Genomic DNA, 24,155 nt, shown 5'->3' on the forward strand with positions numbered 1-24,155 from the left:
GCATATGCCTCTGCAACGCGCTCTGCCGATGATTTTTTAGATCGCGCGGCGGTACGATATTGGCAGAATCAATTTGCGATTCCACCGGTCTGAACTAAACTAAAAGGTTCCCCGACGGGCGTTTACAACCGATACGCGGCGTTCGACGGTTTTATTTTCATTTCATCTGACGCCAATCAAACGAATTCCTGATGTTCGCGCTGGCCCGGCATACAGTCATCACTTACGTGCCGGAGCGAACGCCATGATCAAGACCATCCTCGTGCATGTGGACGGCAGCGACGCGCAGGACAGCCGCCTGCGCGCCGCCTGTTTCCTCGCCAATGCCTGCGACGCCCACCTCGTCGGCGGCGCGGACACCGGCATCGGCTGGCTCGACTACGCCCTGCTGACGGGTGCGGTGGCGGCGACGACCGCCGGCCCCGATTTCGAGGTCCTGCGCGCCACCGCCCGCGCGCGCCTGGCCGTCTTCGAAGACGCGGTGCGGCGTGCCGGCGTCGCGTCGTTCGAATCGCGCCTGATCGAGGACGAGGCCCGCTACGCGCTGCTGCTGCAATCGCGCTATGCCGACCTCGTCGTGCTGAGCCGCGGCGCACAGGCCGATCCCGCCCAGCCCATGCGGGCGCGCGCCCTCCCGGACCATCTGGCGCTGCACGGCGCCCGTCCCGTGCTGGTGGTGCCGCCCGATTACGCCGACCAGCCGCTGCCCGGCACCGCCGTCGTCGGGTGGGACGGCAGCATGCAGGCCATCGCCGCCATCGCCGCCGCGCTGCCGCTGCTGGCGCGCGCGGACATCGTGCGGCTGGCCCTCGTCAATCCCGAGGCGCCGGGCGAACTCCACGGCGAGCAGCCCGGCGCCGACATGGCGCTGTACCTGGCCCGCCACGGCGCGCGCGTGGACGTCGTCGTCGAGCGCACGCGCGCCACGGTCGGCGAGGCCTTGATGGGAATGGCGCGCGACTACGGCGCCGGCCTGATGGTGACGGGCGCGTACGGCCACGGCCGCTACCGCGAATGGATGCTCGGCGGGGTCACCCGCGAACTGCTGGAACGGGCCCGCGTCCCCTTATTGATTGCGCATTGACAGTCTGAATCCGCTGCGTTTGAGGTAGATCAAACAACAAACCGCGCGTGGCAAAGACACTCTCGTCACCATCGACGAGATTGAGGCAAATCATGCACTTCCACCATTCAGACGCGGATCCACTCACGGCATGCGCCGCCGTGCGCAACAGCCGCGAACGCCTGTGCGCCCGCATCGCCGCCTTGCAGGCGCAACCGGACGCTGTCTTCGTACAAGATTTTCCCGCCGTCGTGGCGGCGGTCGAAGCGGACTTCCGCCGCGAGGAGGCGCTGCTCGAGCGCCTCGGCGACGCCTGCCTGCATCCGCGCCGCGCCGATTACGCCGTCGTGCTGTGCGCGCTGCACCGCACGCTGCCGCAGATCGAGAGCGGCGACGCCGCGCTGGGCCGCCAGGTCGCGGACGCGCTGGGCGCCGTGCTGTCGGTGCCGTGGGAGGCCGGGGCAGGCCTCGATGCGGCCGTGCCGCGGAACGCAGCCGCGCGCACGCCGCGGGCGCGCCCAGCGCGCGCCGCGGAACCCCTGCACTGAGGGAAGCGGGCCCGGGGGATCAGCGCAGGTTGCCCGTGTGCCCGAGCGAATAGCGGCCCGGCTGCGGCCACACGGTCAGGCCGTGCGGCTCGCCGCCGACCTTCACCTGCTGCATGGCGCCGGTCTTCGTGTCGATGCGATAGACGACGTCGTCATAGCGGCCCGACAGCCACAACCACTTGCCGTCCGCGCTGACGTTGCCCATGTCCGGGCTGCCGCCGCCCGGCACGGGCCAGTTGGCGACGATCTTCCCGGTGGCGAAGTCGAGCACGGCCACGCTGCCCGGTCCCTTGCGCTTGCCGTGGATGCGGTGCGTGCCGCGGCTCGCGATGTACAGGTACTTGCCGTCGCGGCTCGGATACAGGCCGTGCGTGCCGATGCCGACGGGCACGAAGCCGATTTCCTTCAGGTTGTCGCCGTCGACGACGTGCACGCCGTCCGCATCCATGTCCGCGATGTAGAAGCGCTTGCCGTCGGGCGAGATGCGCACGTCCTGCGGCATGCCCTTCTTCGCCGTGCAGATTTCGCTGGCGCCGGGCGCCGTCGGGTCGACGCCTTCGCGGAAGCGCGTCGACGGCATCGACAGTTTCAGGTAGCCCAGCACCTTGCGGCCCACCAGGTCGATCTTCGCGAGGCTGCCGTCGAACTCGCACGTGAACAGCGCGTAGCGGCCGTCGATCGAGAATTCCGCGTGGTTGATGCCGCCGCATTGCGGCACCTCGATCGCGTACTGCATCGCCATCGTGTGCGGATCGCGGAAGTCGAGACGGTGGCGCGCCTCGGCCACGACGATCGCCGACTTGCCGTCCGGCGTGAAGTACATATTGTACGGATCGTCGACGACGACGTTGGGACCCGGCTTGCCCGTGCGCGGATCGATCGGCGTCAGGCTGCCGTCGCCGTGCCGCTCGGCATTATTCGCCACCCACAGGGTACGCAGGTCCCACGACGGGATCACGTGCTGCGGGCTGCGGCCCACCTTGAAACGGTCGACGACCTTCATCGTCGCCGGATCGATGACGCTGACGTCGTTCGAGCGCAGGTTCGGCACGTACACGCGCTCCAGGTCGCCTTTCACGGCCGGACTCAGGTGCGTGGGGCCGATTTCGCTGTACACATTGCCCGGATCGACGACGGGCGGCATGCCGGCCACGGTCGCGACCGTGGCCGGCTTCGCGGCGGGTGCCGGCGCGGACGCATCGACCACGCGCGTGGCGACGACGCCCCCGGCCAGGACGGAGAGTGCCAATACGGCACCGACGGTAGTTTTGAATGACACGATGTCTCTACTTTCGATGGGAAGAATTCGGATGTTGATCGGTCGCCGGCTGGCGGGCGGCGCGGATCGCGGCGACGGAAGCATCGACGATGCGCTCCACGCCGATGCGGCCCAGCTCGGCCGTCGCGCGGGTCGGGTCGCCGTGCACCCCGGCACGCACGCCCCCCTGCGCGCCGGCCGCCACCAGGGCAGGCCGCACGAGCGCGGGATCGACGGCCAGCGACAGCGCCGTGTCGGCCAGGCCCGCGTGCGTGCCGATCTCGGCGTCGGCAAAGCCGCGCTGCTTCAGGTCGGCGTTGAACGTGGACGTGGCGGCATCGTAGTACGCGGCCAACGCGTGGGCACGGCAGCCGGCGGAACGGTTCACCTTCGCGGCGGCGCGTTCCTCGTTCTTCTGGTAACCGCCGTGGTCGCCCAGGAAGAACACGTCGCGGATGCCGTGCCGGCACAGGCTCAGCGCGGTGGCTTCGAGCACCGATTCGAACGCGGCGTCGGGAATCGACAGCGTGCCCGCGAACCGCATGTGCGCGGCCGGCGGGTCGATCGCCCCTTCCGGCACGTAGGCGACCACGGGCGCGACGACGGCGTCGCCCAGCCGGCCGGCGATCCGTCCCGCCAGCACGCGGGCGCGTACATTGTGCTTGCCGAGGACGATGTGCGGACCGCTCTGCTCGGTGCCGCCGATGGGCACGAGGGCCGTCGTGGTGCCGGCCGCGATGCGATCGCGCAGTTCCGGCGACGTCATGTCTTCGAGATACACGCCGGCGGCCGGGGCCGCCCATGCGTGAAGGGGTGCGACGAGGGCCAGGCAGGCGATCCACGGCGCCTTGCGGCGCCACGCATTGTGCAGGTGAAGCATTGATTCGTGTTCCTGATGCTTGCGCGCGCATGGGCACGAACGCCGTCCGCCGCGACCGAGACCCTATTGTAGAGCATAGATGCGCACCGGGCCGGCAGCCGGCCCGGATTTTTTTGCAGTGCGGTGCCCGGTGTCGCGCATCGGCAATGGTCCCGGGCAGTACAATATCATGGGATTACAGCAAGACGGAGACGATATGGCGCGCAGCGGACTTACGAAATCACAGGTCAGGGAGGCCCGCGACCGCCTGCTGGCGGAAGGCCGCCATCCGTCCGTCGACGCCGTGCGCCATGCCCTGGGCGATTCCGGCTCCAAATCGACCATCCACAAACACCTCAAGGAACTGCGCGGCGAAGACGGCGACGGCGACGGCGCGAGCGGCATCCGGCGCGAAGACACCGGCCGCGCCCTGCACGCCCTCGTCGACGCGCTGGCCGACCGCCTGCACGCCGACTTCGACGAGCGGGTGCGCCTGCTCCGCGCCGCCCACGACGAAGCGCTGCGCGCACGCGACCGCGAACTGGCCGCGTTGCAGAGCACCGTCGCCACGCTGACGGCCCGCGTGAAGCAACTGGAGACGGAAGCGCAGTTCGGCGCCGACGACGCGCCCCTGCGCCACTGGCAGGACAGTCCCGGGGGGCCGCGCGGCTTTGGCCACTTCGACAACAGCCTGTTGAATTCACGCTCGTTCGTCGCCGACAGCTCCCCGTTCGACCTGATCCGGGCCGCCGCGCGCTCGTGACCGGCAGCGCCGCATCCACTCTCCTGTCCGCGCGCGGCCTGCGGTCGCCGTTCGGCGGGCCGTTCACCTTCGACGTGCACGCGGGCGAATGCATCGCCATCCAGGGCCCGTCCGGCGCGGGCAAGAGCGTCCTGCTGCGCATGCTGGCCGACCTCGACCCGCACGACGGCGACGCCCTGCTGGACGGCCGCCCCGCCGCGTCGATGCCGGCGCCGGATTGGCGCGCCGCCGTCGTCTACCAGGCCGCCGAACCGGCGTGGTGGGAAGCGACGGCCCGCGCGCACTTCGCGGCCGCGGACCAGGACGTCATCGACGGTACGCTGGCGGCACTGGGCCTGTCGACGAAGCTGCTGGACACGGAAATCGAACGCCTGTCGACGGGCGAGCGGCAGCGGCTCGCCCTCGTCCGCTCGCTGGCCCGGCGCCCGCGCGTGCTGCTGCTCGACGAACCGACGGCCGCGCTCGACCCGGACGCCGTCGCGCGCGTGGAAACCCTGCTGCGCGACTGCCTCGCGCGTGGCATGGCGATTCTGATCGTGACGCATTCGGGCGAGCAGGCGCGCCGCCTCGCGCACCGGACGTTCCGCCTCGAACAGGGCATCTTGACCACGCCATGAATGCGATCCACCTCGGCACCTGGGACCTGCTCGCGGCCGCGCTCCTGATCGTGCTGGAGGCCGCGCTGTCGCTGGCGCTGCGCCTCGGCCTGCACCGCCAAATCCTGGTCGCGGCCGTGCGCATGGTCGTGCAGCTGACGATCGTCGGCCTCGTCCTGCGCCACGTGTTCGCGACGGCGTCCGCGCCGGCCACGCTGGCCGTCGTCCTGTTCATGATCGCGGCGGCCGCGCGCGAAGTCGCGACGCGGCCGAAGCAACGCCTCAAGCGCCACATGAACTACCAGATCAGCGCCGCCGTCGTCTCCTGCGCCGGCTTCGCGACCGTCCTGCTGGCCCTGGCGACGGCCGTGCGCCCGGCGCCCTGGTACGAACCGCGCTACGCGATTCCGCTGATGGGCATCGTGCTCGGCAGCGTGCTGAACGCCGCCAGCCTCGCGCTCGACGGCATCCTCGACGGCGTCGTGCGCGAGCGCGCCCGCATCGAAGCGCGCCTCGCCCTCGGCACCCCGTTCCGCGACGCCATCGCACCGCTGGTCCGCAACGCGACGCGGCGCGGCATGATCCCCGTGGCCAACCAGATGTCGGCCGCCGGCATCATCACGCTGCCCGGCATCATGACGGGCCAGCTGCTGGCCGGCATGGACCCGATGGAAGCGGTGAAATACCAGATCCTGCTGATGTTCCTGCTGGCGGGCGCCAGCGGCCTGGCGGCGGTCGGCGCGGCGATGCTGGCGGTGCGGGCGCTGAGCGACGATCGGCAGCGCTTGCGGGTCGACCGGCTGAACGGCTAGATCGGGCGGGCGGCGATCAGCATGGTGTCGACGGTGAAGCTGCCGTCGTCCCCGATGACGAAGTAATCCTTGACCTCGGCCGATGCGCGCCGCTGCAGCGAACGGATCGCCGCGACGTGGACTTCCGGCGTTTGCATCCGCTCGATCCACGGGCCGAACTCGAGGCGCAGCTTGTACGTCGCGACCTCCGCGATCGCAAAGCCGAGGGATGCCAGCGCCGTTTTCCACTCCTCCAGCGAGGCATTGCGCACGTGGGAGGGATCGCGCAGCAGTTCCAGCGTCTGCAGCCAGGTGTCCAGCAACGGGACGCCGGGCGACACGACGTCCATGAACAGCGCGAGGCCGCCGGGTTTGACGACGCGCCGCATCTGCGCCAGCCCGTCCGTAAAAGCCCCCCAGTGATGCGCGCTGTAGCGGGTGGCCGCGATATCGAACGACGCGTCCGGGCATGACAGCGCCTCGGCCGCGCCCTGCTTCGTGACGAGATTGTCCAGGCCCCTCCGGTGCGCTTCCGCGGCGACCGTCTCCAGCATCGCGGCCGACAGATCGCAGGCGACCACCTTCTTGACCAGAGGCGCCAGGCGGAACGCCACGTGGCCGCCGCCGCACCCCATGTCCAGCGCGACGGCGTCCGGACGGCTGCCGATCAAGGCGGCCATCCGCTCCAGGTCGGCGCCGGCCGCGTGCACGGCACTCGACAGATAGGCCTGGGCGCGGGAATCGTATTGTTCGAGGACGGTTGCGTCGTGGGTGGCGGTATCCATGTTGGCTCCATGTTGAATGTGAGAGCCCATTGTCGAGCATGCATTTTCCTGCTACAAGGAGCCTGTTTATACTGGTATTACGAACACCATGACCGATTCCAACCGGCGCCAGATGCTCGGCGCCTTCATCCGCGCCCACCGCGCACGCCTGACGCCCGCCCGGCCCGGCGCCCGCCGCCGCACCCCCGGCCTGCGCCGCGAGGAGCTGGCCGACGCGGCCGGGCTGGGCGTCACGTGGATCACGTGGCTGGAACAGGGCCGGGACGTCCAGCCGTCCGCCGCCGCGCTGGCGCGCCTGTCCGACGCGCTGCAACTGTCCGCGGCGGAACGCGCATCGCTGTTCGACCTTGCCGGCAAAAAAGACCCGCGCGCGGGTGCCGCGGATGTCGACGCGATGTCTCCCGCCCTGCTGGCGCTGCCGGGACTGATGGCCGCGCCGGCCTACCTGCTCGACCACACATGGACGGCCCGCGCCTGGAACGGCGCCGCGGCCGCGTTGTTCGTCGGCTGGCTGGACCCGGATGCCGCCGACCGCAACCTGCTCCGTTACGTTTTTCTCCGTCCGGCGGCGCGGGAACTGATCGTGGATTGGGAGACGCGGGCACGGCGGTTGGCGGCCGAGTTCCGGGCCGACTTCCACCGGCGGCCGGCGGACGCGGACATGCAAACCCTTGTTGAACAATTGCGCCAGGAAAGCGTGCTATTCGCGCAGTGCTGGGACAAGCAGGATGTGCTGCATCGGGAAGGCGGGGAGCGGCAGTTCAGGCATCCGGTCCGCGGGGAGCTCAGGTTTGTTCAGACGACCTTGCTGGTGGCGTTGCAGATGGAAATCAAGCTGGTATGTCTGGCGGGCGAGCAGTGTGGTCCCGGTCAATCGGACGGATTCGGAAGTGAACCTTGTGCGGAGAGATCGGTCGAGAGGTAAACGAAACGAACTACGAGCACTGCGCACAGGGAGCATGGACAAGGACGCCACGGACCCGTTCGACGTCGCCAGCCTGGTGCCGGACTTCCGGCCGCCGCCGGTAGCGACGCACGCCGGCGGCGCGCAGCTGGCCTTTGCTGACGCGCGCATGCGGCATTGGCGCTACCCGGTCGACGGCCCGCTCGTGCCCGGCTCGGACCGCCATGGCGACGCGACCTGCCGCATGTTCCACGATACCTTCAATCCCTATCGTCCCGCCGTGCTGGACTGGCCCGAGCTGGCACCTGCGACACGCGATCGCATCGTCGCGCTGCCGATCTGGGACATCGCCGTGCAGACGGAAGGCAAGGCGCGCCTGCGCATGGCCGCCTATGCCGGCACCCTGCAAGAGCCCGGCATGCGCCACGCGCTCGCGCTGAACGCGTGGGAGGAACAGCGCCACAAGGAAGTCCTGACGCGCATGGTGGCGGCCTATGGCATCGAACTGGCGCCCGAGCCGCCGCCGCCCCTGCCCCGGGACGCGGAATGGGCATACCTCGTCACCGGCTACAGCGAATGCATCGACAGCTTCTTCGCATTCGGCCTGTTCGAACTGGCGCGGCGTTCCGGCTTGTTTCCGCCGGCCCTCGTCGACACGTTCGAACCCGTGATGCAGGAAGAGTGCCGCCACATCCTGCTGTTCGCCAACTGGGCCGCCTGGCACCGCGCCCGCCTTCCGCTGTGGCGCCGCGCGCGTTTCGAGGCCAAGGTCGCGGCCGTCTGGTGCTTCCTCGCATGGGAGCGGATCGGCCTCGCGCGCGCCGTCGACGCGCATGACACCCCGCACGCGCAGGACAACAATTTCACGCTGCACGGCGCGCAATCGGTGGCGGACAACGGCGTCGGCCTGTGCGACCTGCTCGCGCTCTGCCTTGCCGAAAACGACCGGCGTTTTGCCGGCTACGACGCACGGCTGCTGCGCCCGACGACCGTGCCCCGGCTGGCCGGGCTCGTGCTGCGCCTGGCCGGGGTGTTCGGACGGCGGCGCTGAACCGGCCGGCACCGGATATCGCCGCATCAAGCCGCATCGCGCCACATCGCGCCACATCGCGCCATCAGTCGAGATAGCCCTCGCGTCCGAACCACGCCACCGCCGCCCGGACGCCGTCCATGTACGGCCCGGGCCGGTAGCCGAGCTCCCGCTCCGCCTTGGCCGACGAAAAAAACATCCGGTTACGCGACATCTTCAAACCGTCCACCGTCAGGAACGGCTCCCGGCCGCGCAGGCGCGCCAGTGCCTCGGCCGCGTGCGCCAGCGGCACCAGCGGCGCGGCCGGCAATCGCAGGCGCGGCGGCGGCCGGCCGACGAGTTCCGCGATCCCGCCCAGCAGATCCCGCAGCATCACGTTCTGCCCGCCGAGGATGTAGCGCTCGCCCACGCGCCCATGCGCCAGCGCGAGCATATGCCCATGCGCCACGTCCTCGACGTCGACGACGTTCAACCCCGTCTCCACGTAGGCCGGCATCCGTCCGCGCGCCGCCTCGACGATGATGCGGCCGGTCGGCGTCGGCCGCACGTCGCGCGCGCCGACCGGCGTCGACGGGTTGACGATCACGGCCGGCAAGCCATCGTGCGCGACCATACGCTCGACCAGCCGTTCGGCCGCCACCTTGCTGCGCTTGTACGCGCCGATGGCTTCATTCTCCGCCAGCGGCGCGTCTTCCGTGGCCGCCACGGTCGACGGCCCCACCCGCAGCGTGGCCACGCTGCTGGTCACGACGATGCGCTCGACCCCGGTCGCCAGTGCGGCCCGCATCACGGCCTGCGTGCCGGCGAGGTTGTTGCGCATGATCTCGCCAGGGTCCGGCGCCCACAGCCGGTAATCCGCTGCGACATGCAGCAGGAAGCGTGCACCGTCCAGCGCGCGCCCGATGGCGGCCGGGTCGCGCATGTCGCCTTCGATGAGCTCGGCGTCGAGCCCCACCAGGTTGCGCCGCGGGCTGCCGGCGCGCACCAGAACACGGACGGCATAACCCTGCGCCAGTGCCGCGCGCGCCACGGCGGCCCCGACGAATCCGGCCGCGCCCGTGACCAGCACGAGGTTTCCGCCCATCACCACTCTCACTTTCCCGATCCATCAGCGGCGCATTTTAGGCCCGGCATGCGATCGGCATAAAGCATCCAGATCAAACATATCGGCTGAACTTGTGCGCCCGCGCCCACTCCAATCTGCACGACCGGAAAGCACGGGGAACCGTCATGCATGTGATCCTTGCCCAGCCGCGCGGGTTTTGCGCGGGCGTCGTCCGAGCCATCGAGATCGTCGAGCGCGCACTCGAACGGCACGGCGCGCCTGTGTACGTGCGCCACGAAATCGTCCACAACAAGGCCGTCGTGAACGGGCTGCGCGCCAAGGGCGCCGTGTTCGTCGAAGAGCTCGGCGAGGTGCCGCGGCAGGCCGTGACGATCTTCAGCGCGCACGGCGTGGCCCGCACGGTCGAGGCCGACGCGGAGACGCGCGCCCTGCACGTGCTGGACGCGACCTGTCCGCTCGTCGCCAAGGTCCACATCCAGGGCCGCCAGTACGCGGCCAGCGGGCGCACGGTGATCCTGATCGGCCATCCGGGCCACCCCGAGGTCGAGGGGACCATGGGCCAGATCGACGGCCGCGTCCTGCTCGTGAGTGACGAGCGCGAAGCGGAGGCGCTCGACCTGCCGGCCGACACGCCGGTGGCGTACGTGACGCAGACGACGCTCAGCGTGGACGACACGCGCAACGTCATCGCGGCGCTGCGGCGGCGCTTCACCGACATCGTCGGCCCCGACGTGCGCGACATCTGCTACGCCACGCAAAACCGCCAGCGCGCCGTGCGCGACCTGTGCCGCCGGGTCGACGTGCTGCTCGTCGTCGGCGCGCCGAACAGCTCGAACTCGAACCGGTTGCGCGAGATCGGCGCCGAGACCGGCACCCCGACGTGGCTGCTGGCCGACGGCAGCGAGCTCGATCCCGCCTGGGTCGCGGGCGCGGCCGTGGTCGGCATCACGGCCGGCGCCTCCGCGCCCGAGGCCATGGTCGAGCACGTGATCGACGCCCTGCGCGCGCTCGGGCCCGTCGACGTCTCGACGATGGACGGCATCGAGGAACACATCGAATTCCGGTTGCCGCGCGCGCTCGCGGGCTCCGGCCGAACGGACAAGTAACGAGGAAATGCGGAGGAGACGCGCATGGCGATTCCGTTCCTGCAAAAAGCCCTGGTCGGCGCCTACGTGCTGCGCAAGCACCTGGCCGGCGAGCGCCGCTACCCGCTCGCGCTGATGCTCGAGCCCCTGTTCCGCTGCAACCTGGCCTGCGCGGGATGCGGCAAGATCGATTATCCGGGCGAGATCCTGGACCAGCGCCTGTCGGTGGACGAATGCCTGGACGCCGTCGACGAATGCGGCGCGCCCGTCGTCTCCATCGCGGGCGGCGAGCCGCTGCTGCACAAGGACATGCCCGCGATCGTCGCCGGCATCGTCGCCCGGCATAAATTCGTCTACCTGTGCACCAATGCCCTGCTGATGGACCGACAGCTCGACAAATTCCGTCCGGGCCCGTTCTTCACGTGGTCCGTGCACCTCGACGGCGACGAGGACATGCACGACCGCTCCGTCTGCCGGCCGGGCGTCTACCGGCGCGCGGTCGCCGCGATCGCGCACGCCAAGGCGCTGGGTTTCCGCGTCAACGTCAACTGCACGCTGTTCAACGACGCCCAGCCCGACCGCGTGGCCCGCTTCTTCGACACGTTGAAGGCGATGGAGGTCGACGGCATCACCGTATCGCCCGGCTATGCGTACGAGCGCGCCCCGGAGCAACAGCATTTCCTCGCACGCAGTCGAACCAGGCAATTGTTCCGGGACATATTCGCGCGCGGCGAAGGCGGGCGCCGCTGGGCGTTCAGCCAGTCCAGCCTGTTCCTTGACTTCCTCGCCGGGAACCAGACCTATCACTGCACGCCCTGGGGCAATCCCACCCGTACGGTATTCGGCTGGCAACGCCCCTGCTACCTGCTCGGCGAGGGATATGCCCGCACGTTCCGCGAACTCATGGACGAGACCGACTGGGATGCCTACGGCACGGGTCGCTACGAAAAATGCGCCGACTGCATGGTGCACAGCGGCTACGAGGCAAGCGCCGTCACGGACACCCTCGCCCGTCCCATTGCCGCCGCGAAGGTCGCGCTGCGGGGCGTGACGACGCGCGGACCGATGGCGCCCGACATCCCGCTGGCCGATCAGCGCCCCGCGCAGCACGTGCATGCGCATCAGGTCGCCATCCGGCTGGAAGAGATCCGGGGCCGCAAGGCCGGGATGAACGGGGGCGCGCCGTGATGGCGCCGGCGCTGCCGTCGTTCGCGGCCATTGCCGGCACGGCGCTGACGCTGCTGGCGGCACTGTACGCGCTGGCCGCCCTGCTCTGCCGCGGACGCCCCGCGCGCGGTCCGGAGAACACGCGGGCCCCGACACCCGTCACGGTGCTCAAGCCCCTGTGCGGCGCCGAGCCGCGCCTGGAAGACAACCTCGCCGGCTTGTGCACGCAAACCCATCCGTGTTACCAGCTCGTGTTCGGCGTCCGCGCGCCGGACGACCCGGCCATCGCCGTCGTCGCGCGACTCGCGCACCGTTTCCCCAACGTCGACATGCGCCTCGTCGTCGATCCGCGGGTTCACGGCAGCAATCGCAAGGTGAGCAACCTGATCAACATGATCGGTGCCGCGCGCCATCCGTGGCTGGTACTGGCCGACAGCGACATTGCCGTCGAGCCCGACTACCTCGCGCGCGTGACGGCGCCGCTCGCCTTGCCGGACGTCGGCATCGTCACCTGTCTCTACCACGGACGCCCGGCGGACGGGTTCTGGTCCCGCATCGGCGCGCTCTTCATCGACACGTGGTTCGCACCGTCCGTGCGTGTCGCGAGCAGCGGCGGCGGCAGTGCCTTCGCCTTCGGCGCGACGATCGCCGTGCGGGCGTCGACGCTGCGCGCCATCGGCGGTGTCGAGGTCTTGAAGAACCGCCTGGCCGACGACTACCGACTCGGCGAACTCACCCGCGGCCTGGGCCTCAGGACGGTCCTGTCCGACGTCTGCGTCGCCACCGACGTGACCGAAGACAGCCTGCGCGCGCTGTGGGCACGCGAGCGGCGCTGGATGCAGACCATCCGCTCCCTCAATCCGCTCGGCTATGCCTGCACCTTCATCACCTTCACCCTGCCGATGCTGGCGCTCGGTGTGTCCCTGGCACCGACCGCGTGGAATGCGGCGCTGGCGCTGGCCGGCGGCGCCGCGCGTCTCGGCCTGCATTGGCGGCAGCCGGCGCCCGGCGTGCCGGCACCCGGCCATGCCCGCCATGCCCTGCTGCGCGATTGCCTGCTGTTGGCGGCGTGGCTGAGCGGCTTCACGGGCACGACGGCGCGCTGGCGCGGGCACCGCCTGCCCATCGATACAGGCCGCGCGCCGGCGGACGCCACAACGGAATCGCCATCCAGGCGACAACGCTCATGGACACCACGACGATGACCACGACCCTACTCAAGACCCTGTTTCTGCAGGCGCCCTCGTTCGACGGCTTCGACGGCGGTGCCGGCTCGCGCTACCAGGCGAAGCGTGAGATCCGATCGTTCTGGTATCCGACGTGGCTGGCCCAGCCGGCGGCCCTCGTGCCCGGCAGCCGGCTGCTCGACGCCCCCGCGGACGGCCTCACCGTCGCGCAGACGCTCGACATCGCACGGGATTACGAGCTCGTGATCATCCACACGAGCACACCGTCGTTTCCCGGCGACGTGCGCTTCGCCGGGTTGCTGAAGGAGACGCATCCCCGGATACGCATCGGCATGGTGGGTGCGAAGGTCGCGGTCGATCCGGACGGGTCGCTGCAGGCCTCCGCCGCCATCGATTTCGTCGCGCGCGAAGAATTCGACTACACCTGCCGCGACATCGCGGAAGGCCGGCCGCTGGCGGACATCGACGGCGTCAGCTGGCGCGACCATGGCGGTGCCATCCGCCACAATCCGCCGCGCGCCATCATCGAAGACATGGACGCGCTGCCGTTCGTGGCGCCCGTCTACCGGCGCGACCTGAACATCCGCAACTACTTCATCGGCTACCTGAATTATCCGTACGTCTCGCTGTACACGGGGCGCGGGTGCCGCTCGCGCTGCACGTTCTGCCTGTGGCCGCAGACGGTCGGCGGCCACCGCTACCGCACCCGCTCGGCGGAAAACGTGCTGGCCGAGGTCAGCTGGATCAAGGAAAACATGCCGGAAGTGAAGGAAATCATGTTCGACGACGACACGTTCACGGACTTCCGCCCCCGCGCCGAAGAGATCGCGCGGGGCCTGGGCAAGCTGGGCGTGACGTGGTCGTGCAATGCCAAGGCGAACGTGCCCTACTCGACGCTCAAAGTGATGAAGGAAAACGGTCTGCGACTGCTGCTCGTCGGGTATGAGTCCGGCGACGACCAGATCCTCCTGAACATCAAGAAGGGCTTGCGGACGGACATCGCGCGCCGCTTCGCCGCCGACTGCCGCGCGCTCGGCATCACGGTGCACGGCACCTTCATCCTCGGCCTGCCCGGCGAAACGCGCGAGACGATCGCGAAATCCATAGAATTCGCCAAGGAAATCAATCCGCACACGATCCAGGTCTCGCTGGCCGCCCCGTATCCAGGCACCCGGCTGTACGAACAGGCGCTGGAAAACGACTGGATCCCGCCGCACAAGACCATCCACCTCGTCGACGGGAGCGGCATGCAACTGGCGGCCCTCAGCTATCCGCACCTGTCGCGCGACGAGATCTACCATGGCGTGGAACAGTTTTATCGGAGCTTTTACTTCCGCCCATCGAAGATCTGGGAAATCGTCAGCGAGATGCTGCGCAGCTGGGACATGACCCGCCGCCGCCTGCGCGAAGGTGTCGAATTCTTCCACTTCCTGCGCGCCCACGGCGCGTCGCATTCATGAATCCCGGTACGGCCGGCCTGATCGTGACCGCCGACGACTTCGGCCTGCACCCCAGTGTGAACGAGGCCGTCGAGCGCGCGCATGCGAAAGGCATCCTGACGGCCGCCAGCCTGATGGTGGGCGCGTCCGCGGCCGGGGACGCGATCGCCCGCGCACGCGCCTTGCCGGGGCTGCGCGTCGGGCTGCATCTCGTGCTGGCCGACGGACCATCCGTGTTGCCGCCGCGGGCCATTCCCGATCTCGTCGACGGGAGCGGCCAGTTCGGCGCCCGCATGGTACGCGACGGCATGCGTTATTTCTGCCTGCCGCGCGTGCGCCGCCAGCTCGCAGCGGAGATCCGCGCCCAGTTCGAAGCGTACGCCGCCAGCGGCCTGGCGCTCGACCACGTCAATGCGCACAAGCATTTCCACCTGCATCCGACGATCCTGTCGCTCATCCTCGGTATCGGCCGCGAATTCGGCCTGCGCGCCGTGCGGCTGCCGCGCGAGACGGGACCGCCGCCGTGGCTGCGTCCATGGCTGGCGCTGCTGGCAGCAAGACTGGACGCGGCGGGCATCGCCCACAACGACTACGTGATCGGCATCCGCGAGTCGGGCCGCTTCGACGAGCAGGCCCTGCTGGCCGCGCTGGACCGCCTGCCGGCAGCGGGCATCGTCGACATCTACCTGCATCCGGCGCTCGACCAGGGTGCGGCGATCGCGCCGTCGATGCGCGGCTACCGTCACGCGGACGAATTCGCCGCCCTCGTCTCGCCGCGCGTGCGCGCCAGATGCGACGCGTTGCGCGCGGGAGGCTGGCGTGTCGGCGGGTATGCCGACCTCGTCATCACGGGCCCGTCCGTCGACGCCGCAGACGCCCACGCCGCCGTGCACGGCCGCGCCGGCCCATGAACGGCGCCCGCAGGCTGGGCTGGCTGGCAGCGGCCGCCGGACTCGCGCTGCTTGCCGCGCTCATCGACACCGAAGGCTGGGCGGGCATCGCGGCTGCCGTCGAGCGTGCCGGGTGGGCGCTGCTGCTGATCGTGCCGGCGCGCGTCGTCACGCAGGCGCTCGACACCCGCGCGTGGCGGCTGCTGCTCGATCCGTTCGACCCCGGCCGCGCGGCCGGCCCCGTGTTCCTGCTGTGGGTCGCGTTCGTGCGCGAGGGCGTCAACCGCCTGCTGCCGGTGGCGAACATCGGTGGCGAGGTGGTCGGGGTGCGGCTCGCGCGGCGCCGGATTCCGGACGCGGCGGGCGTGGCGGGCGTGGCGGCCAGCGTCGTCGTCGAAGTGCTGTTGACGATCGTCGTGCTGTACGTGTTCTGCGGTCTCGGCGCCGTGCTGATGTTGCGGCTTGCCGCGGGCCCGGGCCAGGTCGGGATCGTTGTGGCCGCGTTGCTGCTCTCCCTGCCGCTGCCGCTCCTCGCGTGGTGGTGGCTGGCGCGGGGCACGCCGTTCGCACGGGTCGAACGGTGGACGCGGCGCCTGCCCGGCGCGCAACACCTCCCCGACGGCGCGCGGATCGATGCCGCGATCCGGTGTCTGTTCGCACAACCCGGTCTTCTCGCACGCGCGGCGCTGTGGTCGCTGCTGTCGTACGTGCTGGGCACGTTCGAGACGTGGTATGTGCTGGCCCTGCTCGGCCATCCGGTCGGCGTGCAGGCCGCGCTCGCCATCGAGGCGTTGACCCAGGCCGTGCGCCACGCCGGCTTCATGGTGCCCGCCGGCCTGGGCGTGCAGGAAGCGGCCGTGCTGCTGTTCGGCCAGCTGGCCGGCGTCGGCGGCGACGTGGCGCTGGCGCTGGCGCTCGTCAAGCGGATGCGCGAGATCGTCACCGGCGTGCCGGCCCTCGTCTCGTGGCAATGGGCCGAACTGCGCCGCCCGCGGCCTCCGCTCAAGGTCCGCGATTATGAGCCGCCAGGTATTTGATCAAACCGTCGATGCCCCCGGACGCCAGCCGAGGCGCGAACTGCTGGCGGTACACCTGGATCATCCACGCGCCCATCATGTTGATGTCGTAGATCTTCCATCCCGTGGCCGTCCGGTGCATCCGGTAGTCGATCGGCATCGCGTCGCCGCCTGTGATCACGGTCGTCCTGACGACGGCGTCGTTGGCGTTTGCCGCGGGGCGGGCGGCAGGCGCGTAGCGGAATTGCGTGTTCTCCTGCTGGAGCTGCGTCAGCTGGATGGCGTAAGTGCGGGCCAGCAGGGTCTGGAATTCCTGGAACAAGGCGTCACGCTGGGCCGGCGTCGCCTGCGCCCACGCGCTGCCGACGGCGTACTGCGTCGTCAGCATGAAGTCCGTGGCGGGCAGGAAATCGCTGCGGACGATCTGGAGCGTCCGCTCGGGGTCGCCGGCCCGCGCGGCGGGGTCGTTGCGGATGGCGCCCATGACCTTGTCGATGGTGTCCTTGAGCATTTGTTCCGGCCGACGGATGTCCACCTGCTGGGCATAGGCGGCCGGGATGGACAGGACCAGCGTCAGCAAACAGGTTGTCGGCTTCATGGGATCTCCGTTCGACACATGCATAAGACCGTCGGCCTGCCCCAAGTGTTCCCGCCACCGCTGTTCCTTTCGCGAGACGCTCGCGGCAAGAAACACCGTGCGCAGCGCCCATCCGCGCGCACATGCGGCGGATCATAACGTCGATCGCCGGGTTCTCCGGTCTAATGGACGCAGCTCTCCGGTGTTCACCCATGACCAACCCGATCGCCAGGCTCGTTCACCTGTCGTGCCGCCATCCGTGGGCGGTGGTCGGGGCCTTTGCACTGTTGGTGCTTGCCTCTGGGCTCTATGTCGCACGCCATTTCGCGATCAATACGGATGTCGGACAGTTGATCGACGCACAAACGCCATGGGCCCGCCGCGACGCCGCCATCGCCGCCGCGTTCCCGAACCGGGGCGACACGACCCTGGCCGTCGTGCGCGCCCCGGCGCCCGAGTTCGCGGCCCAGGCGGCGCGCGAACTGGCCGACCGCCTGCGCCGCCGGCCCGCCCTGTTCCGCACGGTCGATCTCGGCCCCGGCGACGACTTCTTCCGCCGCGCGGGCCTGCTCTACCTCGACGCGCCGGACGTGGCCGCGCTGGCGCAACGGCTCGCCGACGCCCGCCCGCTGCTGGACGCCCTCGCGCACGACCCGTCGCTGCGCGGCCTGGCGAACCTGCTGTCGGTCACGCTGGGCACGCCGCTGCTCACCGGCCAGGTCACGCTCGCGCACATGGCGCCGCTGCTGGCGCAGAGCGCCGCCACCGTCGAGGCGGTGCTTGCCGGGCGGCCCGCCGCGCTGTCCTGGCAGCGTCTCGTGACGACACCGGCGGCCGCCACGGAGGCCGGCCTGGTGGAAGTCAGGCCCGTGCTCGACTACAACGCCCTGCTGCCGGGCGCCGCGTCCAGCGACGCGATCCGCGCGGCCGCCGCCGACCTGCGCCTGGCCGAGCGCCACGGGGCGCACGTGGCGCTGACGGGGGCCGTGCCGCTGTCCGACGACGAATTCGCGTCGCTGCAGGAAGGCTCGCCGCTGGTCGGGGCCATCCCCGTCGCGATCGTGCTCGTGCTGCTGTGGCGCGCGCTGCGCTCGACACCGCTCGTGCTGGCGCTGTGCGCGACGATGCTGGGCGGTCTCGCGCTGACGGCGGCGCTGGGCCTCATGATGGTGGGCGCGCTGAACCTGATCTCCATCGCGTTCGCCATCCTGTTCGTCGGGCTGGGCATCGACTTCGGCATCCAGTTCGGCATGCGCTTCCGCGAATTGCGGCGCATCCGGCCCGGCACGGGCCCCGCGCTGCTGGCGACGGCGCGCGCGCTCGCGCTGCCGCTCACGCTCGCGGCGACGGCCACCGCGTTCGGCTTCCTCGCATTCCTGCCGACGGCTTACCGCGGCGTGGCAGAGCTGGGACAGATCGCGGGGGTCGGCATCCTGTGCGTCGCCCTGCCCGCCTGCGTGACCGTGCTGCCCGCCCTGATCCGCCTCGCCGATCCGCCGCCGGGCACGGTCGCGCCCGGTTATCCGTGGCTGGCGGGCGTGGACAACGCGCTGCAGACCCATCGCAAGACCGTGCTCGCGGCCACGCTGGCCCTCGTCATCGGCGGCATCCCCCTGCTGTGGCGCCTGACATTCGACTTCGATCCGCTGCACCTGAAGAATCCCGGCAGTGAATCGATGGCGACGCTGACCTCCCTCGCGCAGGGCACCGACATCGGTCTCGACAACGTGCAGGTGCTCGCCCCGTCGCTCGCGCAGGCGGCGGCGCTGGCCGTGCGCCTGGAGCGCCTGCCCGACGTGGCCCATGCGCTGACGGCGGCGAGCCTCGTGCCCGACCGGCAGCCGGAAAAACTGGCCGCCATCGCCGCCGCCGCCGTCCGCCTCGATCCGGCGCTCGACCGGCCGCCGGCCGCGCCGGCGCCCGACCCGCAGCGTGTCGCGGCGCTGCGGACGGCCGCGCTGTCGCTGCACAATGCCGCACTCGACCATCCGGGCCCGGGCGCGGACGCCGCCGCGCGGCTCGCGCAAGCGCTGACCGCATTGGCGCGCGCCGGCCCGGCCACCCGCGACCGCGCCGACCACGCGCTCGCGGGGCCGCTGCGGCTGGCGCTGGACGGCTTGCGCCTTGCGCTGCACCCGGCACCGGTGACGCTCGCGACCTTGCCCGCGCCGCTGCGCCGCAACTGGATCGCACCCGACGGCCGCGCGCTCGTCGACGTGAGTCCCAAACGCCCCGCCGGGACGGGATTCGGCGACGACAGCCGGCTGGGGCGCTTCGCCGACGCCGTGCTGCGCGTCGCGCCGGACGCCACCGGTGGCCCGATCTCCGTGCGCCATGCGGCCGACCTGATCATCGCGGCCTTCGTGCAGGCGGCACTGCTCGCCGTCGGAACGATCGCGCTGCTGTTGTGGATCGCGTTCCGGCGCGTCGGCGACGTGCTGCTGACGATGGTGCCGCTGCTCGTGTCGAGCCTCGCCACGCTCGAGGCGTGCGTGCTGCTGGGCATCCACCTGAATTTCGCGAACATCATCGCGTTGCCGCTGCTGCTGGGCGTCGGCGTGGCCTTCAAGATTTATTACATCATGGCCTGGCGCGCCGGCCAGCCGGCCCGGCTGGAACATCCGCTCACGCAAGCCATCGTCCTCAGCGCGGCGACCACGGGCACCGCGTTCGGCAGCCTGTGGCTGTCGCACCACCCCGGCACCGCCAGCATGGGCAAGCTGCTGGTGCTGGCGCTCGTCTGCACCCTGATCGGCGCCGTGTTCTTCCAGCCCGTCCTGCTGGGGCAGCCCCGCCCGCCGGCCCCTTCTTCCTGAGCGAGAACCGCCATGCCACGCTTAATGTCATGCCTGCCCCTCGTGCTGTTGTGCGGCTGCGCCACCGGCCCGCAACGCGATCCGGCCGATCCGCTGGAACCGCTCAACCGCGCCACGTTCCGCTTCAACGACACGCTCGACCGCCACATCGCCCAACCGGTCGCGCGCACGTACAACCGCGTCGTGCCGCGACCCGTCCGCACCGGCGTGGACAACTTCTTTTCGAACTTGGGTGACGTCACCGTGATGGTCAACGATTTCGCCCAGCTGCGCCTGATGGACGGCATGAACGACCTGATGCGCGTGGCCGTCAACAGCACGCTCGGCCTGCTGGGCGTGCTCGACATCGCCACGCCGGCCGGCATCGCCAAGCGCGACCAGGACTTCGGCCTCACGCTGGGGCACTACGGCGTGCCCGCCGGCCCGTACCTCGTGCTGCCGCTGTTCGGGCCCAGCACGTTCCGCGATGCGACCGGCTTCGGCGTCGACCAGTACGCCGCGCCGGCCAACTGGACCCGCCCGGCCGCGCGCAACACGCTGTGGGGCGTCGACTTCGTCAGCACCCGGGCCCGCTACCTGAATGCGACGAACCTGCTGGAGCAGGCCGCGCTCGACCGCTATCTGTTCGTCCGCGACGCCTATCTGGGACGCCGCCGCGCCCTCCTCGACCAGGGCAAGGAAGCACCCCTGCCGGACTACGGCAAGGACGATGGCAACACGGGCAAATGACGGCGCGTATCACCGCGCCGGCCATCCCAACGCGGCGCCGAGCCGTGCGCGCGCGCGCCGCAGTTCCCGCCGCGCCACCCATGCGTCGCGGGCCAGCGCGCACAACGACGCGAGCTGCCCCGGCTCGCTCGCCAGCGCACGCAGCACGGGCAGCACGGGCGGCGCCGCCCCCGCGGCGTCCATCCCGGCCAGCGCGCACGCGGGCACGCTGCGCCAGGCCGGATCGAGCACCACGCGGCACGCGGCGAACGGCAAGCCGTGCCGGCGCGCGGCCAGCGCGGCGGCATGCGATTCCATGTCGGCGGCGACGGCACCGGACGTGCGCCACAGCTGTGCCTTCGCGGCGCGGGTCGCGAGCGGCGCATCGACCCCGGCCAGCGCCGCCGCATGGGCACCGGGCAGGCGGGCCAGCAGCGCGCCCGTCCAGTCCGGGTCGGCCGCGACGGGGCCGTCCGGCGTCAGCACGCCCACGGCCACGACGCAGCTGCCGCACGGGAGCTGCGGGTCGAGCCCGCCCGCGCAGCCGAAGCTCAGGATGCCGGCCCACCGTCCCGCGGCCGCGTCGTCAAGGACATCGTGCAGCCTCTGCGCGATCCGCCACGGCCCCGGTCCGCACACGGTCACGACGCCGGGCCCGGCCGCGATCGCCGCCTCGAACGGCATCCCGCAGACGGCCAGCACGCGCGTGCCCGCCGCGTCCGCCACGGGTCACATCCCGAACGCCACCCGGCCGCTGCCGCCCGCGCGCAGGTTGCGGTAGCGCGCCAGCGCCCACAGCGGGAAATAGCGGGCGTAGCCGTGGTAGCGCAGGTAGAACACGCGGGGGAAGCCCGTCGCCGTGTGCTGCGGTTCGTCCCACAAGCCGTCCGGCCGTTGACGGTCGACGAGCCAGGCGATGCCGCGCGCGACGGCCGGGGTGTCGACGGCGCCGGCCGCCATCAGACCCAGCAGCGCCCACGCGGTCTGGGATGCCGTCGACGGCGCCCACGCGTGGCGGTCGTAGTCGAGCCAGTAGCTCTCGCCGCCCTCGCCCCAGCCCCCATCCGGATTCTGGACGAACGCCAGCCAGCGGGTGGCGCGCACCACGGGTGGCGCATCGGACGGCAGGCCGGCGGCGGCCAGGGCGCACAACGCGCACCAGGTGCCGTAGACATAGTTCACGCCCCAGCGTCCATACCAGCTGCCGTTCCGTTCCTGCTGGCGCAGGAGCCAGCCCAGTGCGCGCGCGGCCGGCGAACGGCGGTGCGCGCATGCGCCCGGCTCCAGCTGGGCCAGCATCGAAAGGCAGCGTGCCGACACGTCCGCCGTCGGCGGGTCGAGCAGCGCGCCATGGTCGGCGAACGGGATGTGGTTCAGGTAGTGGTGCGTGTTGTCGGCCTCGAACGCGCCCCAGCCGCCCCCGCGGCTCTGCATGCCGACGATCCACTCGCGGGCGCGGGCGACAGCCTCCAGATAGCGGTCCGGCACCGGCCGCGGTTCGAGGTACGCCGCCCGGTGCATCGCCATCGCCACGACGGCCGTGTCGTCGACGTCGGGATAACACGCGTTCTCATACTGGAACGCCCAGCCGCCGGGACGCAAGCCGGGCCGGCGCACCGCCCAGTCGCCGGACGTGTCGAGGATTTGCAACGGCAGCAGCCAGTCGAGCCCGCGGCGCGCCGCATCGACCGCCGCGGGCTCGCCCGTTTCCAGCAGCGCATGGCACATCAGCGCGGTGTCCCACACGGGCGACAGGCAGGGCTGGCAATACGCTTCGTCGCCATGGTCGACGAGCAGCCGGTCGATCGCGCGCCGCGCGGTGGCGGCCTCGGGCGTGTGGCCCAGCACGTCGAGCATCTGCACGGCATTGACCATCGCGGGGAAGATGGCGCCCAGGCCATGCTCGCCGTTCAGGCGCGCGCGCACGAACGCGGCCGCCTGCTCGAGCGCGCGCCGGCGCACGCGCGCCGGCAGGCGCGGCGCGAGCAGGCGCATCTGTGATTCGAGCGTGCGGAACAGCGCGAACCACAGGCGGCCCTGGTGCGGCGCGCGCGGCGCCAGCCCGAGGCCGTCCGGCGGCGCGAGGAAGAGCTCGCTCACACCCAATTCGCGCGGATTCTTGGCGCGCGGCCGCAGCGCGCCCAGCACGAGCAGCGGCGTCAGGACCGTACGCGTCCAGTACGAAACCTTAGCCAGGTGGAACGGCGACCAGCGCGGCAGCAGCGCGATTTCCACCGGCATCACGGGCACGGCAGTCCACGGCATCTCGCCGAACAGCGCCAGCAGCATGCGCGTAAACACATTGCTCCGCTCGGCGCCGCCGTGCGCGCGGATCGCTTCGCGCGCCCGCGCCATATGGGGCGCGTCCGGCGGATCGCCGATCATCTTGAGGGCGAAATAGGCTTTCACGCTGGCGCTCGGGTCGAACGCGCCGCCATGGAACAAGGGCCAGCCGCCGTGTTCGCCCTGCCGGTTACGCAGGTAGCGGGCGATCTTGCGCTCCAGTTCGGCATCCGGTGTTTCGCCCAGGTAGTGGACCATCAGCACGTATTCGGCCGGGATGGTGACGTCCGCTTCCAGTTCGTAGACCCAGTGCCCGTCCGCACGCTGATCGGCCAGCAGGGCCGCGAGCGCCCCGTCGATGGCGGGCTGCAGGCGCGCTCTGGCCGTCCGCGTCCGTTCGGCTTCGATGGCGCCGGCCTGGGCCGCCGCCCGGAAAGTCTCGTACCGCATGTCGCTTCTCCCGTCGCTACAGGACCGTGTGCCGCAGCAGGATGCCGATGCGTTGCAGACGCCCCACCTTCACCCGCGTGCGCGGACAGGCCCAGCCGCGCTTGGCGAGCCGCGCGAGCAGCGCCTCGTAGACGGCGCCCATCAGGCGGGGCGCGCGGCCGCCGGCGCCCCGGTGGCGGCGCAGCACGTAGCCGGCGGCCGCGTAGTGGCGGCGCGCCTGCGCGGCCAGGTCGACGCAGGCCCGGGGCAGCGCCGGATGCAGGGCGATCTCGCCCGCGCCCGCCGCGCACACCCTCGGTTCGACGCCGGCCGCGAGCAAGAGTTCACGCGGCAGATAGGCGCGGCCGATGGCGGCGTCGTCGTCGATGTCGCGCAGGATGTTCGTCAGTTGAAGCGCGCGGCCCAGGTGATGCGCGAGGACCAGGCCGTCGTCGCGCGGCAGACCGAACACGCGCACGGACAGCCGCCCGACGGCGGCGGCCACGCGGTCGCAGTACAGGTCGAGCGTATCCGCCGGCGGCGCGCAGATGGGGCGGTCCTGCGCGTCCATCAGCATGCCGTCGATGACGGCGTGGAAGTCGGCGCGCGCCAGCCCGTAGGCCGCGATGTGCGGCGCCAGGGCGGACAGGCGCGGCGGTGCGGCGCCAGCGCAGGCGGCGTCGACGTCGGCCCGCCAACGTTCAAGGGCGGCGCGGCGATCGGGCGGCGGCGCGGGACCGTCGGCGATGTCGTCGACGGCGCGGCAGAATGCATAAATGGCGAACATCGCCGCGCGCCGGTCCGCCGGCAGGACGCGCATGGCGATGGCGAACGAGCTGGCCGGCGCGTGCACCGGCAAGCTCGCCGCTTGCGTGTCGTCTGGCATGGCGTCCTC

The 24,155-nt window shown here is 70.9% G+C and carries 23 protein-coding genes; 15 read left to right on the top strand and 8 right to left on the bottom strand.

Annotated elements, in window-relative coordinates:
- Positions 1 to 244: 244 nt before the first annotated feature.
- Together BVG12_RS07070 and BVG12_RS07075 are read left to right on the top strand one after the other, a co-directional pair.
- Positions 245 to 1,084 carry a universal stress protein gene (locus tag BVG12_RS07070; protein WP_075791815.1) on the top strand — a complete coding sequence of 280 codons (840 nt, stop codon included), beginning with the start codon at positions 245 to 247 and terminating at the stop codon, positions 1,082 to 1,084.
- A 92-nt stretch (positions 1,085 to 1,176) separates the two neighbouring features.
- The gene (locus BVG12_RS07075) at positions 1,177 to 1,611 is read left to right on the top strand and encodes a hypothetical protein (RefSeq protein ID WP_075791816.1); all 435 of its coding nucleotides are present in this window, start codon (positions 1,177 to 1,179) and stop codon (positions 1,609 to 1,611) included.
- 19 nt (positions 1,612 to 1,630) lie between these two features.
- On the opposite strand, the gene BVG12_RS07080 is transcribed toward BVG12_RS07075, so the two are convergent.
- Both BVG12_RS07080 and BVG12_RS07085 read right to left on the bottom strand, forming a co-directional pair.
- The gene (locus BVG12_RS07080) at positions 1,631 to 2,890 is read right to left on the bottom strand and encodes a YVTN family beta-propeller repeat protein (protein WP_075791817.1); all 1,260 of its coding nucleotides are present in this window, start codon (positions 2,888 to 2,890) and stop codon (positions 1,631 to 1,633) included.
- A 7-nt stretch (positions 2,891 to 2,897) separates the two neighbouring features.
- On the bottom strand, positions 2,898 to 3,749 hold the full coding sequence (locus BVG12_RS07085) for a creatininase family protein (protein ID WP_075791818.1): 852 nt from the start codon (positions 3,747 to 3,749) through the stop codon (positions 2,898 to 2,900).
- A 169-nt stretch (positions 3,750 to 3,918) separates the two neighbouring features.
- Between BVG12_RS07085 and BVG12_RS07090 the strand changes: the two genes are divergently transcribed.
- Genes BVG12_RS07090 through BVG12_RS07100 form a run of 3 tightly spaced genes read left to right on the top strand, consistent with a single transcriptional unit; the run spans position 3,919 to position 5,899 of the window.
- Positions 3,919 to 4,491: a DNA-binding protein gene (locus BVG12_RS07090; protein WP_156895562.1), complete on the top strand. Its 573-nt coding sequence runs from the start codon at positions 3,919 to 3,921 to the stop codon at positions 4,489 to 4,491.
- Positions 4,488 to 5,108, top strand: a complete 621-nt coding sequence (locus BVG12_RS07095) for an ABC transporter ATP-binding protein (RefSeq protein ID WP_075791820.1) — start codon at positions 4,488 to 4,490, stop codon at positions 5,106 to 5,108. The genes BVG12_RS07090 and BVG12_RS07095 overlap by 4 nt, the downstream gene beginning before the upstream one ends.
- Complete coding sequence (locus BVG12_RS07100; RefSeq protein WP_075791821.1) at positions 5,105 to 5,899, top strand: ABC transporter permease; 795 nt, start codon at positions 5,105 to 5,107, stop codon at positions 5,897 to 5,899. The genes BVG12_RS07095 and BVG12_RS07100 overlap by 4 nt, the downstream gene beginning before the upstream one ends.
- On the opposite strand, the gene BVG12_RS07105 is transcribed toward BVG12_RS07100, so the two are convergent.
- The gene (locus BVG12_RS07105; protein WP_075791822.1) at positions 5,896 to 6,663 is read right to left on the bottom strand and encodes a class I SAM-dependent methyltransferase; all 768 of its coding nucleotides are present in this window, start codon (positions 6,661 to 6,663) and stop codon (positions 5,896 to 5,898) included. The genes BVG12_RS07100 and BVG12_RS07105 overlap by 4 nt on opposite strands.
- An 88-nt stretch (positions 6,664 to 6,751) precedes the next feature.
- Between BVG12_RS07105 and BVG12_RS07110 the strand changes: the two genes are divergently transcribed.
- Positions 6,752 to 7,588 (top strand): helix-turn-helix transcriptional regulator, encoded by an 837-nt coding sequence (locus BVG12_RS07110; protein WP_075791823.1) that lies wholly within the window; start codon positions 6,752 to 6,754, stop codon positions 7,586 to 7,588.
- 34 nt (positions 7,589 to 7,622) lie between these two features.
- Complete coding sequence (locus tag BVG12_RS07115; protein WP_075791824.1) at positions 7,623 to 8,618, top strand: hypothetical protein; 996 nt, start codon at positions 7,623 to 7,625, stop codon at positions 8,616 to 8,618.
- 64 nt (positions 8,619 to 8,682) lie between these two features.
- On the opposite strand, the gene hpnA is transcribed toward BVG12_RS07115, so the two are convergent.
- Positions 8,683 to 9,681 carry a hopanoid-associated sugar epimerase gene (gene hpnA / locus BVG12_RS07120; RefSeq protein WP_075791825.1) on the bottom strand — a complete coding sequence of 333 codons (999 nt, stop codon included), beginning with the start codon at positions 9,679 to 9,681 and terminating at the stop codon, positions 8,683 to 8,685.
- Positions 9,682 to 9,827: 146 nt separating this feature from the next.
- Here hpnA and ispH point away from each other — a divergent pair, with 146 nt between their 5' ends.
- Genes ispH through BVG12_RS07150 form a run of 6 tightly spaced genes read left to right on the top strand, consistent with a single transcriptional unit; the run spans position 9,828 to position 16,468 of the window.
- Positions 9,828 to 10,769: a 4-hydroxy-3-methylbut-2-enyl diphosphate reductase gene (gene ispH / locus BVG12_RS07125; protein WP_075791826.1), complete on the top strand. Its 942-nt coding sequence runs from the start codon at positions 9,828 to 9,830 to the stop codon at positions 10,767 to 10,769.
- Positions 10,770 to 10,793: 24 nt separating this feature from the next.
- Complete coding sequence (gene hpnH, locus BVG12_RS07130; protein ID WP_075791827.1) at positions 10,794 to 11,936, top strand: adenosyl-hopene transferase HpnH; 1,143 nt, start codon at positions 10,794 to 10,796, stop codon at positions 11,934 to 11,936.
- Complete coding sequence (hpnI, locus tag BVG12_RS07135; RefSeq protein WP_075791828.1) at positions 11,936 to 13,120, top strand: bacteriohopanetetrol glucosamine biosynthesis glycosyltransferase HpnI; 1,185 nt, start codon at positions 11,936 to 11,938, stop codon at positions 13,118 to 13,120. Before hpnH ends, hpnI begins: the two co-directional genes overlap by 1 nt.
- Positions 13,117 to 14,562, top strand: a complete 1,446-nt coding sequence (gene hpnJ / locus BVG12_RS07140) for a hopanoid biosynthesis associated radical SAM protein HpnJ (RefSeq protein WP_075796246.1) — start codon at positions 13,117 to 13,119, stop codon at positions 14,560 to 14,562. Before hpnI ends, hpnJ begins: the two co-directional genes overlap by 4 nt.
- A complete protein-coding gene (hpnK, locus tag BVG12_RS07145; protein WP_075791829.1) occupies positions 14,559 to 15,452 on the top strand; it encodes a hopanoid biosynthesis-associated protein HpnK in 894 nt (297 codons plus the stop codon). The genes hpnJ and hpnK overlap by 4 nt, the downstream gene beginning before the upstream one ends.
- The gene (locus tag BVG12_RS07150; protein WP_075791830.1) at positions 15,449 to 16,468 is read left to right on the top strand and encodes a lysylphosphatidylglycerol synthase domain-containing protein; all 1,020 of its coding nucleotides are present in this window, start codon (positions 15,449 to 15,451) and stop codon (positions 16,466 to 16,468) included. Before hpnK ends, BVG12_RS07150 begins: the two co-directional genes overlap by 4 nt.
- Here BVG12_RS07150 and BVG12_RS07155 read toward each other — a convergent pair.
- The gene (locus BVG12_RS07155) at positions 16,434 to 17,045 is read right to left on the bottom strand and encodes an MlaC/ttg2D family ABC transporter substrate-binding protein (RefSeq protein WP_075791831.1); all 612 of its coding nucleotides are present in this window, start codon (positions 17,043 to 17,045) and stop codon (positions 16,434 to 16,436) included. The genes BVG12_RS07150 and BVG12_RS07155 overlap by 35 nt on opposite strands.
- Before the next feature lie 191 nt (positions 17,046 to 17,236).
- On the opposite strand from BVG12_RS07155, the gene hpnN reads away from it, so the two are divergent.
- Positions 17,237 to 19,840 (top strand): hopanoid transporter HpnN, encoded by a 2,604-nt coding sequence (gene hpnN / locus BVG12_RS07160; RefSeq protein WP_075791832.1) that lies wholly within the window; start codon positions 17,237 to 17,239, stop codon positions 19,838 to 19,840.
- Between the two features lie 12 nt (positions 19,841 to 19,852).
- A complete protein-coding gene (locus tag BVG12_RS07165) occupies positions 19,853 to 20,569 on the top strand; it encodes an MlaA family lipoprotein (RefSeq protein ID WP_083684715.1) in 717 nt (238 codons plus the stop codon).
- Positions 20,570 to 20,578: 9 nt separating this feature from the next.
- Here the strand turns inward: BVG12_RS07165 and BVG12_RS07170 are convergent, their stop codons facing one another.
- The 3 genes from BVG12_RS07170 to hpnD are packed head-to-tail and all read right to left on the bottom strand — an operon-like array spanning position 20,579 to position 24,146.
- Positions 20,579 to 21,274 carry a phosphorylase family protein gene (locus BVG12_RS07170; protein WP_075791834.1) on the bottom strand — a complete coding sequence of 232 codons (696 nt, stop codon included), beginning with the start codon at positions 21,272 to 21,274 and terminating at the stop codon, positions 20,579 to 20,581.
- 3 nt (positions 21,275 to 21,277) lie between these two features.
- A complete protein-coding gene (shc, locus tag BVG12_RS07175) occupies positions 21,278 to 23,281 on the bottom strand; it encodes a squalene--hopene cyclase (protein WP_075791835.1) in 2,004 nt (667 codons plus the stop codon).
- A gap of 16 nt (positions 23,282 to 23,297) precedes the next feature.
- The gene (gene hpnD, locus BVG12_RS07180) at positions 23,298 to 24,146 is read right to left on the bottom strand and encodes a presqualene diphosphate synthase HpnD (protein WP_075791836.1); all 849 of its coding nucleotides are present in this window, start codon (positions 24,144 to 24,146) and stop codon (positions 23,298 to 23,300) included.
- Positions 24,147 to 24,155 lie beyond the last annotated feature (9 nt).

It is taken from the genome of Massilia putida, from assembly GCF_001941825.1.
Taxonomy (GTDB): Bacteria; Pseudomonadota; Gammaproteobacteria; order Burkholderiales; family Burkholderiaceae_D; genus Telluria; species Telluria putida.

Excerpts from the sequence above, each read along its gene's own strand:
- BVG12_RS07070 (WP_075791815.1), top strand. The coding sequence starts at position 245 with ATGATCAAGACCATCCTCGTGCATGTGGACGGCAGCGACGCGCAGGAC.
- BVG12_RS07075 (WP_075791816.1), top strand. The coding sequence starts at position 1,177 with ATGCACTTCCACCATTCAGACGCGGATCCACTCACGGCATGCGCCGCC.
- BVG12_RS07085 (WP_075791818.1), bottom strand. The coding sequence starts at position 3,749 with ATGCTTCACCTGCACAATGCGTGGCGCCGCAAGGCGCCGTGGATCGCC.
- BVG12_RS07090 (WP_156895562.1), top strand. The coding sequence starts at position 3,919 with ATGGGATTACAGCAAGACGGAGACGATATGGCGCGCAGCGGACTTACG.
- BVG12_RS07100 (WP_075791821.1), top strand. The coding sequence starts at position 5,105 with ATGAATGCGATCCACCTCGGCACCTGGGACCTGCTCGCGGCCGCGCTC.
- BVG12_RS07105 (WP_075791822.1), bottom strand. The coding sequence starts at position 6,663 with ATGGATACCGCCACCCACGACGCAACCGTCCTCGAACAATACGATTCC.
- BVG12_RS07110 (WP_075791823.1), top strand. The coding sequence starts at position 6,752 with ATGACCGATTCCAACCGGCGCCAGATGCTCGGCGCCTTCATCCGCGCC.
- BVG12_RS07115 (WP_075791824.1), top strand. The coding sequence starts at position 7,623 with ATGGACAAGGACGCCACGGACCCGTTCGACGTCGCCAGCCTGGTGCCG.
- hpnA (WP_075791825.1), bottom strand. The coding sequence starts at position 9,681 with ATGGGCGGAAACCTCGTGCTGGTCACGGGCGCGGCCGGATTCGTCGGG.
- ispH (WP_075791826.1), top strand. The coding sequence starts at position 9,828 with ATGCATGTGATCCTTGCCCAGCCGCGCGGGTTTTGCGCGGGCGTCGTC.
- hpnH (WP_075791827.1), top strand. The coding sequence starts at position 10,794 with ATGGCGATTCCGTTCCTGCAAAAAGCCCTGGTCGGCGCCTACGTGCTG.
- hpnI (WP_075791828.1), top strand. The coding sequence starts at position 11,936 with ATGGCGCCGGCGCTGCCGTCGTTCGCGGCCATTGCCGGCACGGCGCTG.
- hpnJ (WP_075796246.1), top strand. The coding sequence starts at position 13,117 with ATGACCACGACCCTACTCAAGACCCTGTTTCTGCAGGCGCCCTCGTTC.
- hpnK (WP_075791829.1), top strand. The coding sequence starts at position 14,559 with ATGAATCCCGGTACGGCCGGCCTGATCGTGACCGCCGACGACTTCGGC.
- BVG12_RS07150 (WP_075791830.1), top strand. The coding sequence starts at position 15,449 with ATGAACGGCGCCCGCAGGCTGGGCTGGCTGGCAGCGGCCGCCGGACTC.
- BVG12_RS07155 (WP_075791831.1), bottom strand. The coding sequence starts at position 17,045 with ATGAAGCCGACAACCTGTTTGCTGACGCTGGTCCTGTCCATCCCGGCC.
- hpnN (WP_075791832.1), top strand. The coding sequence starts at position 17,237 with ATGACCAACCCGATCGCCAGGCTCGTTCACCTGTCGTGCCGCCATCCG.
- BVG12_RS07165 (WP_083684715.1), top strand. The coding sequence starts at position 19,853 with ATGCCACGCTTAATGTCATGCCTGCCCCTCGTGCTGTTGTGCGGCTGC.
- shc (WP_075791835.1), bottom strand. The coding sequence starts at position 23,281 with ATGCGGTACGAGACTTTCCGGGCGGCGGCCCAGGCCGGCGCCATCGAA.
- hpnD (WP_075791836.1), bottom strand. The coding sequence starts at position 24,146 with ATGCCAGACGACACGCAAGCGGCGAGCTTGCCGGTGCACGCGCCGGCC.